Genomic DNA, 13,622 nt, shown 5'->3' with positions numbered 1-13,622 from the left:
TATTCTTTATTGTTGAAAAATCTTTCGTCGATTCATAACGACTGACAAACTGACATCCTTTGGATGTCCCCTTGAATCAGTCCAACTGGTGACCACATCCACGCGAACAAACCGAATGAACTGTTGGTTTGCATCGGTAAAATCACCGCCCGTTCCCGGTGGTATGCTCAGGGTGGTTTTTCTTGTGAACTTGTCGAAAACTTCACCATTGCCGTTGTTGACATAGCGGGAATTGCCATCTTCTTTAAAAAATTTTTTCGGAGGTGTCGATCCCGGTATCGTGATGTCTGTGTACTCACCAACAAAATAATTAAACCCGTAGGTTCCACCCACCAGAGTATTCTCATTGGCTGCTACTGCTTTGAGCTCTTCAATTTTTTCTTTTGTCAGGAGTGTGGCCTGGGTCATGTCATTAGCATCTTTCTGGTAATCCATGACGGTTCCGATAGAAGTCATGAGACCTAAAATGCCCACCGAAAAAATGGCCATGCTGATCAAAACCTCAACCAGGGTAAAACCCGACTCCCTGTTATTTGGGCGGGACACCTTTTTATTCGATTGTGCTTTTATTAATTTTTTCATTTTATTAGCTCCAAGGCCCTGGTGTCGCGCCTGCTGAATATTTCACAACTTCAACATTTCCTGTAGCCTGCACAACCTTGACCGCCCGTTGATTTCCTTTAAAACCGGATAGTAAATCGGAACCTGGCACCATGTAGATCGCGCCACTGCGGTCTGCCCGACCTTGCGAAAGAAACTTGATCGTTGAGCCCCCGTTAAGGGCAACCGGGTTAGACACGGCCGTTCCCCACACCCCTAATACACCCGGCAATATTCCAAAAACCATTTCATTTTCCAGGGGAATGGTATCGACTGTTTCACCCAGATCAATGTTTCCGTCGTCATTTAGATCTTCATGGATGATATAGTTGTCATTGGTTGTCGAAAATGTAACGATCATTGTGCTGTTATTCCTGATGGCCCGCTGCTTGGCAGCCATAAGATTGAAATACAACCGACTGGCTTCTGAATCTGCCCGGTACTTGTATAACCAGACATTGAAACTGGGTATCGCCACCGATGAAAGTATTGCAATCATGGCGATCACGGTTAGTAGTTCAATCAGGGTAAAGCCTTTTTCATTTCCTCTCCACCGCGCCTCGCCCTCCAATTCCCTTAAGGAACTCTCCTGGCCTCTAGATGCGGTAGTGATTAAATCTTTCATTTTCTGTTTCCACTTGATGGTTGACATACAAGCCTTTCACAGCAATTATTAAGCCAAATTTTGCTTTATTATTAAAATAAATTTACTTAGACAAGTAACCCTTAATTTACAATGAGTTATTTTATCTAAATTTCACCTGACTTTTCCTTCATTAAAAAATTTATTTACATAATTTTTACCAAACCCGCAAATCCTTATAAATTTTCATACAGCTGGTGCCAAATTTTGCCCTCAAGTCCACTTTGACAACGGGGATACAGCGATGCCTGGGTTCTGATCGAGGGGTTGAATATATTATGAGGGAAAACGCTGGATTCTGTGAAAAAACTTAGTGCCTGCTCAGACTTTAGACGCTGAAATAGGGGGAACTCAAAACAGCTAATAAACCGGGGCCTTAAATAAAGGATTCCGAGGAAAAGTGAATACCTTCTTTTTACATTCAGGTTGTTGAGCATTCCGGACACCATTACGACCCGGTTTTCCTGATAGATAAATTTACGGAGAAAAAGCGCTTCGATTTGTACGGGTATCCTTTAACTGGATATATGCAAATCACCCAGAACTTTTAAAAGAGCCGATTCTTCCACGGAATCAACAATTTCAATGGTTCCCACCTTTCGTACCAGAATAAAGCGGATTTTATTACCCTGAGCCTTTTTATCATGACGCATGGAAGCAATATAATCCCCGGGATCAAATTGGGGTAGTTGTGTAGGCAATCCAAACCTTGCAATCAGGTTTTTTATGCGCTCCACAGTCTCATCATCACAATTACCTAGAAAACTCGATAACTCTGCTGCGAAGACCATTCCGATAGCAACGGCTTCACCATGTTTGAACCGGTCATAATGAGTTAATGCTTCAACGGCATGCCCCAGGGTGTGACCAAAATTCAGGACCATCCGGTAATTCGACTCACGCTCATCTTTTTCGACTACCTTCGCTTTGATTGCACATGAGGTCTGGATTAAATGAGCCAGGCAATCAGCATCCAATCCCAGGATAGAATCGACGTGCTCTTCAAGATAAGTAAACAGGTCCGGGTCCTCAATCACCCCGTATTTAACCACTTCTGCAAGACCACACCGGAATTCGTCTGGAGCCAGGGTTTTCAGGGTGTCAAGATCTGCTATAACCGCACGCGGCTGGTAAAAAGCGCCGATCATATTTTTTCCCAGTGGATGGTTAACTGCAGTTTTTCCACCCACGCTGCTGTCTACTTGAGACAAGAGAGTTGTTGGCACCTGGACATAAGGAACTCCGCGCTGATAGGTCGCTGCAACAAAGCCGGTGAGGTCTCCGATAACTCCACCTCCTAATGCAATCATTAAAGTTTTACGGTCAAAATTTCCCGCCAGGAGGTGATCGTAGACCCGGTTGGCATCTTCCAGAGTTTTATGAGCCTCTCCTTCAGGGATTTCCACAAAACTGAAATCGATGCCGAAGGCCTCCAGACTCTGCCTGACCTTTTCGCCATAGAGACGTTTTATTTCGGGATTGGTTATGACAACAGCCCGGCCGGGACGTTCAGGGATGAACTCAGCCAGTCGGGAGAGGAGGTCTCGGCCGATCAGGATATCGTAGCTCCTGTCGTCGAGGTCTATCCTCAACCGTTTCATGAATTGGGCTGTTCGGCTTTGATAATTGAGGGGGTCACAAAGATGAGGAGCTCATCTACAGTGTCACGCTCCAGGTTACTTTTAAACAGCAAACCCAGAATCGGGATATCTGCAAGATAAGGAATTGCCCGACGGTTTTCTACCTGAGTCCTTTGATGCAAACCGCCCAGAATTGCCGTGCCACCGTCAACCACCAGAACTTCTGTAACGGCTTCACGGGTATCGATTCTCGGAGCGCCACCGACTGTGTTGGCAAAGTCGGGAGAGTTCTGTTGCGCCGTCACCTGCAAATATACTTTTTGATCGGCAGTGATATGCGGGGTCACCAATAGTTCCAGGTTGGCATCGACAAATTCAGTTTTCACACCTTCATTCTGCGAAAACGTCTGGAATGGAATTCTCTCACCCTGTCGAATCTTGGCTTGTTTGTTATCCGCAGTAGAGACTTTTGGGTTTGCAATGGTTCGGCTCTTACCCTGACGTTCCATGGCAGACAACTGTACATCCAGAGTATGATCACCATCCCGACTGAGAAGACTGGAGGCAAGCCCCAGAAATGGTAGCTGTTCAGTAGCAAGATCCACCATAAAACCATTATTGATCCCGCCGTTTCCACCAAGCCCTGCAGCATCAAACCCTGCCCCACCACCCGAAGAAAGAACACCGGAACCTGCCGCCGCACCTGTGGTGATAATAGTGTTGGGGAATTGAGGATTTCGCGTTGTGATCGTAGAAAAACCCCACTGAATACCCAGTTCCTGCAGGAAGTTCCGGTTGATCTGAACTATTTTGGAAGCAATCTGCACCTGGGGTGTCGGAATATCCAGGTTCCTCACCACACCGATAAGATCCTTGATCATCTCTTCCGTATCCATCATGACCAGAGTATTAGTCCGTTCGTTGAAGGTTACAGTTCCCGCAGCAGTCTGCAGGGCTTTAACCCGGGTCGCGACTTCCTGAAGGTTTGCATAATTGATACGGATCATTTCGGTGACCATCTCTCCTCGATCCTTGGCAGTCCGAAATGATTCTTTTGTATCCACGCGGATGATATTCTCGTCGCACACTCTTCCCAGCACAGCATTATCAAGGACAATATCCAGCGCCAGTCCCCAGGGGACATCGTTCAACATCACGGTTGTATTTCCCTGGATTTCAGGAGCCATGACAATATTCATGCCCGAAACCTCAGAAATGATCTGCATCACATCTTCAATAGGGGCTTCCTGGAAGTCCAGTGACAGGGGAGTCTGATTCTTTTCAAAAATAGATTCACAGGCATCAATGAAACTGCTCGAGGTAACGACAGCCTTATTCTTGCCTGTATTGCCCATACTCCAGACCGGATTAACTGCAAGAAGCAATATCGAGGCTACGGCTCCAAACAGGGAACCGCATTTCATTAATTTGTATTCCAACCTGTTCCACCTGGTCATAGTATTTTCCTTTTTTACAAAGTCCTTATAGCCTGCTCGTTCAAATCCCTGAGAAGCTTCAGGAGTCCAGTCCTTTGACAATGGTTGGTTTTATAAGAATCAGCAACTCACTGATATTGTCAGAATCCGCATTACTCTTGAACAATTGCCCAATGATCGGAATTTCAGAAGCGTAGGGAATAGCCCGGGTTGTATCCGTCACCCGTTTCTGAAACAATCCGCCGATGACCGCTGTATCTTTGTCACCGACCAGAAGTTCAGTGAAAGCTTCTTTGGTCAGGATTACCGGCGTACCCCCAACATTCCTGACCGGATCAGGCGTATTTTGCTGTGCCGCTACTTTCATATAGACCATATCTTCTGAAGTGATCTGAGGGGTTACCTTGAGCTCGATCACCGCATCAATAAATTCAATCTTGGTTCCTTCTGCAGGGTCCGTAGTCTGGAATGGAAGACGCGTACCACTCCTGATCTTGGCTTCTTTGTTATTCAGAGTTGTTACTTTTGGAGAAGCCACTGTTTTGGATTTACCCTGTCGTTCCAGAGCACTCAACTGAAGATCCAGAGTCACATCTCCACCCAGAGCCCGGAGAGAGGTTGCAATGCCACCAAAAGGAGTGCCCACCGTTGCAAGATCCACGATGAACCCTGGAGTTAACCGAGGAGTTGCCAATTGGGCGGTTGCTGGAAGATTTCCCGGAGTACCCCCAAGGTCAACTCTACCGGCACCCACCGGCGCTGAAAGAGCACCATCACCCACTGCGGCACCACTAAACGCAATTGCATTTGGAAAATCCGGGTTTCGGAAAGCCACACCGTCGAATCCCCACTGGATACCAATCTCCTGAAGAAAATCCCTGTTGATCTGGATAATCTTGGATTCGATCTGAACCTGAGTGGTCGGTTGATCAAGATTATTAATGACGGTCATCATGTCGAGAACACTGGTTTCCGTATCGGTAACGATTATCGAGTTTGTCCTCTTATCGGAAACGACCTTGCCAAAATTTGACTTCATTTTGTCCAGATTCTTGATCACTTCGTCCGGATCGCCATAATTCAACCTGACCATCTGGGTGATCAAAGGCTGATTGAACCGCTCGGCGATCAAATCGTCTTCAAGTCCAATCCGAACCACATTCCCTTCGCATTTTCTTCCCAGTTTGTAGTTTGCAAGAATCAGTTCGAGTACATTTTTCCATGCAACGGCATCAACCTTCATGGTCACTGTTCCACTAACTGATTGGGAAACCACCAGATTGACGTTTTCACTCTCTGCAAGAAAGCGAAAAATGTTTCTCAATTCTGCATTCTGGAACTCAACCTTTATCAACCGGTCTTTTTCATTCAGTATGCTGTCACAGATGTCCGAGCTGAGTTCCGTCGGCTGAAAGCCTGGAACACCACGAGTATTCATGGATCCCATTTCCGGGTTCATTTCCGGATCGGCGGTTTCATCCTTCATTACCGGCATCTTTTCCGGTTCAGGTGCCGCCGCCTGCATTTCTGCACCTTTCAGCTTTATCACCAGCTTATTGCTTTCCGGCTTCTGGATTTCATAAACAGCTGTAGAAGCCAGATCAAATTCCAGGCGTTGAACCGCCGCATCATCAAAATAAAGAGGGCGAATGGACTTGACGACACCTTTATTGATATCCGTCAACCCTGAAACGCTTGTGGTCTCCATATTCTGAAAATCCAGTACCAGACGGAGGGGGTCCATCAGTTTAAAGGCCGTGTATTGAAGATCCCCTGTCGCTTCTACCTCTACGGTAACCTCATCGCCTGCTGTTTCTGTGCGGATATCGGTTATCGTGGCACGGGATGGCTCATTGTTTTCTGCACTTTCAGTCGAACCCGCCTGCGCCACCATTTCTTCCGGGACTTCTGCAGGAGCAGTCGCAGCCAATACAGGGACCATTCCCCAGGTTAAAACGACCAATAGTCCGGCTAAGCCAAGTCTCCAGGTTGTTTGTTTCACGGCCTTCCCCTAGTTTATTTTTCTTCGGAACCTTCCGGATCGGCAAATGCAATAAACTGCACTGTCGACAGGATGTTTCCTTCATGATCGCGGGCCCTTTCGACCACTTCGATACGTTCTTCATTAATTGATTCCACGACTCCAAAATTAGGCCCTATCAACATTCCTTTTTTTACTGTGTAACCTTTTGAGTCGGTGGCCTGGATCAGTCCCACGTTTTCTATCCCGTTATCCATCAAACCTACCAGTTGGAGGTTTCCGTAACCTACCTGCAACGGCGTGAGAACCGAGTTGGCCATCACGTCTTTCGCTTTTTCTATTAATGCCTGGTAGCGGGACACCTCTTCCTCAAATTCTTCATCGGACAACGCTTCCAGTTCTGTTCGCTCCTGAAACAATTTGCCGTAGAACTCCAGATCCTGATAAAGCTGAGGATCGATCTCTTTCAACTGGTTGTAAGCCTCCAGCGGAATTGTCTCGAATCTTTTATCCGTCCCTACAAAGCGATCAACCGGGACAGGAACCTCTTCCACCTTTTCTTTCTTTTCCTTATCCATACCAGCGTAGATAAGAGGCTGGAACGGATCACGTTTCCGGACAAAAAGCTGGCGAATTCCGGGAGGAAACATTTTATAAAGAATTTCTTTTTCACCTTTGCCCGCTTCAAATGCTTTCATTACAGAGGCCACGCGCATACGCGCCTGCTGATTCATACGGTCCTGGGCATCCATCTGGCCACGGTTGCGGGTCCTCTGGTACCAGCGACCGGCAGAAGATTCATAGAACTTCACCAGCTCTTTAAAACGATCATCAGGCATTTCCCTGTAAATTCGGGACAGGAACATGATATGTAATGTTTTGATGTATTCAGGAAGGTCTTCCTTAACTATTTTTTCTTTATCGTCAGATGGCCCCTGGTTGTAATACGGTTTCAAAGGGGAAGCCACTGCCAGTATTGAACTGTTGACCCTCATACCAAGACTCACCAGATCCCGCGCCCTCAGCATCCGTCCGGTAAGAAACAACCGTTGACCCGTGGGAAGGTTTTCAGGTCCCATTTTTTCTCGATAATGTCCCAGAAAATCCTTTCCACGCGATAAAAACCAGAGGTAATCGTTCAAAAACTGTACTTCCATCTGAACCGACTGTTGCCCCAATGGGGTGGCAAGAAATTCCAACACCTTATGGGCATGCTGTGAATTCAGGTCTTTTTGAAAACGGCGTTGAATCGCGTCAAAATATTCTTCAGAATCAAAGGTTCCCTGGTAGAGTTCCCGAATCAGTTTCAGTTTACCGTCGGGAGCCACCATATAAAGAAGAGATAAGGGGTCTGAAAACATTTCGGTAGGCAATTCGGATTCCGCCATGAAAGCTTTGGCTGCATCCAGCCCGCTGTCTGCCAATAATTGGCGGACCAGCCCATTGCTGGCCCCGACCGAACTGGCTGGTGCCTGTGCACCAATGGCTGAGCCACTCAAAACACCGACTACCAAAACCGTTAGCAGAAATAACCGGATATTTTTTTGGATTGTTTGCATTACCTGAATCATCCCGTTTGGATCATGCATGATTGAATCAGCTCCTGTCTCCGGCAAAAGCGTAAATTGTCGCCTTGATGCTTGTCTGGATACCTTCAACAGATTTAACCTCCACCTTGCCAGTGTCCTCATTCACAATCTGCCTTTTGGTCATTTTCGAATTCATTGCCAATTCCTTAACATCAACCACCTGCAGAAGATTCTGAAGCCAGTCGAAAAACCCAAGGGTGTTGTAGAATCCCCCGTTGATTTTGACTTCCAATGGGACCTCGCTGTAAAAATCAAGCTTATTGATTTGATGGCCAATTTTGAAGTCTGCGATCTGCACACCCAGAACAGTTCCAATGTCGGTTACCCGGTGGAGCAGTTCAGGCAACTCGGATTCGAGAGGCAGCACCCTGCTGGCTTCCACCAGATCCGCCTTCAAGGTTGAAATGGACCTGACCAAAACAGGCTTTCCAGCAATCGCAGTCTGGTACTGCAGGAATGTGGCATCCAACTCTGTTTTCTTTTTCACATGAGCCGCATACTCTTCTTCTTTCTGCAAATGGAATGTAAAAAAGTACGCCCCAAAAATAAGACCTCCGATGAGCAGACCAAGGAAAATAAACTGGATCTTGGTCATCCTCGCCAGAGCGGCATACGGTAAGCTGTCAAATAACTTTTCCATAAGTCCTCTCTTATTTTTTGGGTTTGGGTCCCGTGCCCGCGACATGGGCATACACGATAAAAGTCCGCACCGGTCGGTTGGCAACCCAACCCTGCTTGCTGGAATGCATGAGCACATGGTCGAGATAGCTCAAAGTCTCCAGACCTTCCATAAATCTAACCACACCCCGATCCGATGAAGCCTTACCTTGAAACTTCACAAAAAGATGGGGATCTTCTGTACTTGGGCCTTTTTTACTTTTTTCGATGAACAGGATGGGAACGTTTCCACTTCTAAGTTTGGCTTCCGTGGCTTGTTCAATTTTGCTCAACCAGACACCCGACGGGGTCACCTGGCCAACATCTTCCATCAATTTTGCAAAGGGAATTTTGGATGCACGCAAATCGGACAGACTGGTAATTTTTTTATTGAGAGTGCCCTGTTCCGCTTTGAGTTTCTGGACTGCATCAAATTGAGGTTTGATCTGGTCTACCTTCATTTGGGCTGCCACCATCTCGGATTCAGCCGAACTGACACGGGCGATGTCTGCAAAAACGGCCATTACGGTAACGACTATCGCACCTCCAATAATCATCATCGCAGTCACCACCATCTTCTGGACGGTGACTTCCTGTGCAACTCGCTGGTAATCGTAAAGATTGATTTTGATCATATGTAGTCAAACCTTCTGGTTGCAAGACCTGCAACAACCGAGGCCAAAGGGGCCATCTGGTTTATGCTTTCACGGTCAAATTTCCTTGGGTTGATCTTCACCGTTTCCAACGGATTGAATACTTCCACCGAAACTGCCAGGCGATCCGAAAGCAGGTTATCCACACCCGGAATCATGGCGCCCCCTCCACTAATGAATACCTGCTCAATGGTGCTGTTTGAGGTAGAACTGAAAAATTCAAAAGACTTCTGGACCTCGTCAATGATCCCATCGAAAGAATCAACAATTTTGTCGATGACTTCCTGACGGTCAATGCTGTCCGGGATAATACCCTGCTTGAGCCCCTCGGTTTCATTGAAATCCAGGCCGTAATCCTTGCCTAATTGATAGGTCAAAACACTGCCACCCAGCGGGATGTCCCGGGTAAAAAAGGAAATTCCATCAAGGAGCAGGTTGACATGGGTGAACGAATTACCAAGGTCAACAACGGCAACCCCACCCATCGTTTCAAGGTCACGCTGGATCGCGAGAGCGTTGGATACTGCAAAAACATCGAGGTCGATGATCACAGGCTTCAGTCCTGCCGCCGTCAACACATCCGACCGATTGTCAATGAGGTCGTTTTGCACGGCCACCAGGAGGATGTCTTCTTTTTCCTCTTCATCCAGGCCGCCGAATTCATCTCCGGCACCCCCCTGAATATCGAGTTTCTGATAGTCCAGACGGACATCGTCAATTTCAAACGGAATATACTGCTCCGCTTCCTGAGCGATGGATTCTTCCAGCTCTTCATCAGGCAAAACCGGCATCTGGATCTTTTTAATGATGACCGATTCTCCGGAAAGGGAGGAAACGGCAAACCGGGTGTCCACCTTTTCCGCCTTCACCAGGCGAGACAAGGCATCCGCAACAGCCTCTTCATCCCGAACCATACCGTCAGTGACAGCATCAGGCTCAAGAGGCATGACCCCGAAAGCGGTCAATTCATATCGACTTCCGGACCCCTGAAGCTGTGCCAGCTTTACCGAGCTTGAACCGATATCAATGGCCAATAAAGGTGTTTTCGCTGTAAGGAACATGTGTCTTTCCTGTCCTTGTTTCGGCAGCGCCCTGGCGCTCCGAGATGTTCGATTCCCCGCTCCAGCATCACTTTTGACGGTCCCTGCCTGGGCCTCATCAAAAAGCTTCTCCGAAGCGGGTAACCCTGGATTCTCTCAAGTCGGTCTCCCCACCCACTCAAAGAGTTGCTCCATCAGATTACAAATCCGATTTTTTCTTCCTTCGAACAACCTTTTTCTTGATGCTTTTTTTCTTGCCTGCCGAAGCTTCTTCATCAATGAAGATCTTCGTCCGTTCGCCCAGCTTGTAGCCCAAAGCAAGGATGATCTTCCGCTTGGTATCCAAACGGCAGTCATTTCCTTTCTCAATCCGATCGATGGTCTGGACCGTGACATTGGCCTTGCGAGCCAGTTCGGCCTTGCTCATCATCTTGGATTCCCGGATTACCTGGACATTGTTATTCACATTGGCCACAGTTTTTCCCCTCCAGATAGAGAGACGGGTTGAATCTAAATATTAAAAATTTGTACCTTCTTTTCGTGGATGGGAGCTAATATACTTCAACTTTGGATACTTGTCAATAACAATTTTAAATTAATTTAAAAGAAATTAATTAATAGTAAATTTATATAAATTTATATAAATTGATACCCGCCTTAAAAATCGCCGGGGAGCCCAAAATATCAGGGGTTTCCCTTCTCCCCAGCCCAAATTTCCGTTACAATCGCTTTCATGAAACAACTCTATCTTGAAACTTTCGGCTGCCAGATGAACGTCGCCGACTCCGACCGCATGGAACAGCTCCTGTTCCAGGACGGCTACCGCTGTACCTCGCACCGGGAGGCGGCAGATGTAGTCCTCATCAACACCTGCGCCATTCGCGAAAAGGCCGAACAAAAGGTCTTTTCCCTGTTCGGCCAGCTCAAACCGATAAAACAGCAGAATCCGGATGTGATCCTCGGTCTCACCGGTTGCCTGGCTCAACAGGAACAGGACAGCCTGCTCGCGAAAATGCCCTTCCTGGATTTCATCCTGGGACCGGATGCCATCGAGTCGGTGCCGGATGCTGTAGAAAAAGCACGTCAATCCCGAACCACACTCATCAACACGGACTTTGACCGCGAGAAAAAATACTCGATTCCAGCGCTCGACGGATCCCGCATCACCGGTCCGGTTGCCTACGTCAACATCATCAAGGGCTGCGACAAGTTTTGTTCGTTCTGCGTAGTGCCCAACACACGCGGGCGGGAGAAATCGCGTTCGGAAAATGAAATATACGAAGAAGTACGCCAACTGGTCGCTGCAGGTGCACGCGAAATCATTCTGCTCGGCCAGAACGTCAACTCCTACGGCAAGATCGGGCTGGATAAGCCCCTGACGTTTCACGAGCTGTTGCGCGGAGTCGCGGCCATACCGGGCGTCGAACGTCTGCGGTTCACGTCAAGTCATCCGATGGACATGACTCGCGATGTGATCGATGCCTACCGCGATCTGCCCAACCTTATGAATCACATGCACCTGCCGGTGCAAAGCGGATCAGACGCCGTGCTGTATCGCATGCGGCGACACCACACAGTGGAAAACTACATCGACCTGATTGACGAACTAAAAAGTGAGGTGCCCGGCATCGCCATGACCACGGATCTCATCGTTGGTTTCCCGGGCGAAACCGATGCGGATTTTGAAAACACCTTAACGTTGATGAAACGGATCGGTTTCCATAACAGTTATATGTTTGCCTACAGTCCGCGGCCCTTCACCCCGGCGGCGGAGTATGAAGATTCAGTTCCGCACGAAGTCAAACACGAACGCCTTCAGCGCGTCATCCAACTGCAGGCGGAACTTGCGAATGAGGCGGGTCAGGGTTTTCTGGGCCGTGAGGTGGAAGTGATGGTGGAAAGTGCGAGCGAAAAACCGGGCATCGACTATCGCGGACGCAACCCGGAATACTGGAATGTGATGATGGCTTGTCCGGATGAAACACTGGAACCGGGCGACATTGTAAAAGTAAAAATCGACCACGCTTCAGGCCATGCGCTCAAAGGCCAATGGGTAACTACGGTAAAACCTGCGTTGCATTCAACCACTGTATAACTACTTGCGGTTTCAAAGTCTTCAAGAAAACCTGGATAATTTATCCATAGTTCATACTCAAAATATACTGATTCAAAACCAGCTTTAAAATTGCAATACCAATCCCAAACAAGTCATTCTGAACTTAGCCCAGCGGAGTGAAGAATCTCGCCTTTACTTTTGATTTAATACTTATTCCTGGACCGTGTTGTGACTAGACTCCCCTTCTTTTCATACGGGTTCCGCCCGTTCTTCTTCAGTGCTGCACTGTTTGCCGGGACAGCGATTCCCGTCTGGGCCATCATTCTTTCCGGTGCGAACAGTGCCGAGTTTTTGTATGGTCCGCGCGAATGGCATGTTCACGAGATGGTCTTCGGGTTTTTGTCCGCCATTATCGCGGGTTTCCTGTTCACGGCCATGCCAAACTGGACCGACCGCCCTCCTGTAAAAGGAAAGCTGCTGATCGTTTTCTGGGGCCTGTGGCTGGCTGGCCGACTGGTCATCGCCAAACCCTGGCTGCCAGACATGGTATGCGTCCTGGTCGACGTCCTGTTTCTGATTGGAGTCGCCGGTATCGTCTGGCGCGAAATCGCAATCGGGAAAGCCTGGGACCGATCGCCCATCGGCGTGTTAATCAGCCTCTACGCCCTCGCCAATATTCTGTTCCACGGGTTGGCGCTCAGCGACTCTTCGACAGAACTCGCCGAGCGCATGGGACTCACGATCATCATCCTCCTCTTGTCTTTGATTGGTGGAAAGGTGACTCCGGGTTTTACCGAAGATTTTTTGGAGGATCACAATCTTCCGCAACGGCCCCCGGATTTTTCCGGCATCGACAAGGCCACCATTCTATTGACCCTCATCGCGGGGATCAGCTGGATTGTCCAACCACTGACTCATACAACGGGATGGTTACTGCTCACAGCGGGAATCATGCACCTTATCCGTCTGTCCCGGTGGTACGGTTGGCGGACCTGGCGCGAACCTCTGGTGTTGATCCTGCACGTGGGTTATGGATGGCTCGCAATGGCCTTGATCATTCTGGGAGCGGCCGCTCTCGGGGTTGGATTTTATCTGGGTGAAGCTATACATGCACTGACGACAGGGGCTATTGGATCCATGACACTCGCCATCATGACCCGTGCCAGTCTCGGCCATACCGGACGCCCCAAATACGCGGGGCCGGGAACAATCATGATGTACAGCCTTGTGAACCTGGGTGCACTGCTCAGAGTCTTTGGTCCGGCCACACCGATCCCCACATTTTTCGTTTATAACTTTTCAGCGATGGCCTGGAGTGGAGGCTATTTACTGTTCGCCATTATCTACGGCAAATTTCTCCTGAGCCCAAGTCTGGATGAAGAATGAC

General features: G+C 48.2%; 12 protein-coding genes. 2 read left to right on the top strand and 10 right to left on the bottom strand.

Going from position 1 to position 13,622, the window contains the following annotated elements:
- Nucleotides 1–6 precede the first annotated feature (6 nt).
- From G3M70_09375 to G3M70_09330, 10 genes are all read right to left on the bottom strand, one after another.
- The gene (locus G3M70_09375) at nt 7–582 is read right to left on the bottom strand and encodes a type II secretion system protein (protein QPJ62068.1); all 576 of its coding nucleotides are present in this window, start codon (nt 580–582) and stop codon (nt 7–9) included.
- 4 nt (nt 583–586) lie between these two features.
- Nucleotides 587–1,225, bottom strand: a complete 639-nt coding sequence (locus G3M70_09370) for a prepilin-type N-terminal cleavage/methylation domain-containing protein (GenBank protein ID QPJ62067.1) — start codon at nt 1,223–1,225, stop codon at nt 587–589.
- Between the two features lie 533 nt (nt 1,226–1,758).
- A complete protein-coding gene (aroB, locus tag G3M70_09365; GenBank protein QPJ62066.1) occupies nt 1,759–2,844 on the bottom strand; it encodes a 3-dehydroquinate synthase in 1,086 nt (361 codons plus the stop codon).
- Nucleotides 2,841–4,280: a type IV pilus secretin PilQ gene (gene pilQ, locus G3M70_09360; protein ID QPJ62065.1), complete on the bottom strand. Its 1,440-nt coding sequence runs from the start codon at nt 4,278–4,280 to the stop codon at nt 2,841–2,843. The genes aroB and pilQ (G3M70_09360) overlap by 4 nt, the downstream gene beginning before the upstream one ends.
- A 58-nt stretch (nt 4,281–4,338) precedes the next feature.
- On the bottom strand, nt 4,339–6,261 hold the full coding sequence (pilQ, locus tag G3M70_09355) for a type IV pilus secretin PilQ (protein QPJ62064.1): 1,923 nt from the start codon (nt 6,259–6,261) through the stop codon (nt 4,339–4,341).
- A 14-nt stretch (nt 6,262–6,275) separates the two neighbouring features.
- Nucleotides 6,276–7,829 (bottom strand): hypothetical protein, encoded by a 1,554-nt coding sequence (locus G3M70_09350; GenBank protein ID QPJ62063.1) that lies wholly within the window; start codon nt 7,827–7,829, stop codon nt 6,276–6,278.
- Between the two features lie 7 nt (nt 7,830–7,836).
- Complete coding sequence (gene pilO / locus G3M70_09345; GenBank protein QPJ62062.1) at nt 7,837–8,469, bottom strand: type 4a pilus biogenesis protein PilO; 633 nt, start codon at nt 8,467–8,469, stop codon at nt 7,837–7,839.
- Between the two features lie 10 nt (nt 8,470–8,479).
- Nucleotides 8,480–9,121: a PilN domain-containing protein gene (locus tag G3M70_09340; protein QPJ62061.1), complete on the bottom strand. Its 642-nt coding sequence runs from the start codon at nt 9,119–9,121 to the stop codon at nt 8,480–8,482.
- Nucleotides 9,118–10,200 carry a type IV pilus assembly protein PilM gene (gene pilM / locus G3M70_09335; protein ID QPJ62060.1) on the bottom strand — a complete coding sequence of 361 codons (1,083 nt, stop codon included), beginning with the start codon at nt 10,198–10,200 and terminating at the stop codon, nt 9,118–9,120. The genes G3M70_09340 and pilM overlap by 4 nt, the downstream gene beginning before the upstream one ends.
- 178 nt (nt 10,201–10,378) lie before the next feature.
- A complete protein-coding gene (locus tag G3M70_09330; GenBank protein QPJ63773.1) occupies nt 10,379–10,609 on the bottom strand; it encodes a helix-turn-helix transcriptional regulator in 231 nt (76 codons plus the stop codon).
- Between the two features lie 303 nt (nt 10,610–10,912).
- On the opposite strand from G3M70_09330, the gene miaB reads away from it, so the two are divergent.
- Both miaB and G3M70_09320 read left to right on the top strand, forming a co-directional pair.
- Nucleotides 10,913–12,274 (top strand): tRNA (N6-isopentenyl adenosine(37)-C2)-methylthiotransferase MiaB, encoded by a 1,362-nt coding sequence (miaB, locus tag G3M70_09325; GenBank protein QPJ62059.1) that lies wholly within the window; start codon nt 10,913–10,915, stop codon nt 12,272–12,274.
- A gap of 189 nt (nt 12,275–12,463) precedes the next feature.
- Nucleotides 12,464–13,621: an NnrS family protein gene (locus tag G3M70_09320; GenBank protein QPJ62058.1), complete on the top strand. Its 1,158-nt coding sequence runs from the start codon at nt 12,464–12,466 to the stop codon at nt 13,619–13,621.
- The last annotated feature ends 1 nt before the right edge of the window (nt 13,622 follow it).

Origin of the sequence: Candidatus Nitronauta litoralis, from assembly GCA_015698285.1 — a bacterium.
In the GTDB taxonomy this organism is placed as follows: domain Bacteria; phylum Nitrospinota; class Nitrospinia; order Nitrospinales; family Nitrospinaceae; genus Nitronauta; species Nitronauta litoralis.
This window is presented reverse-complemented; position numbering and strand designations above follow the sequence as displayed.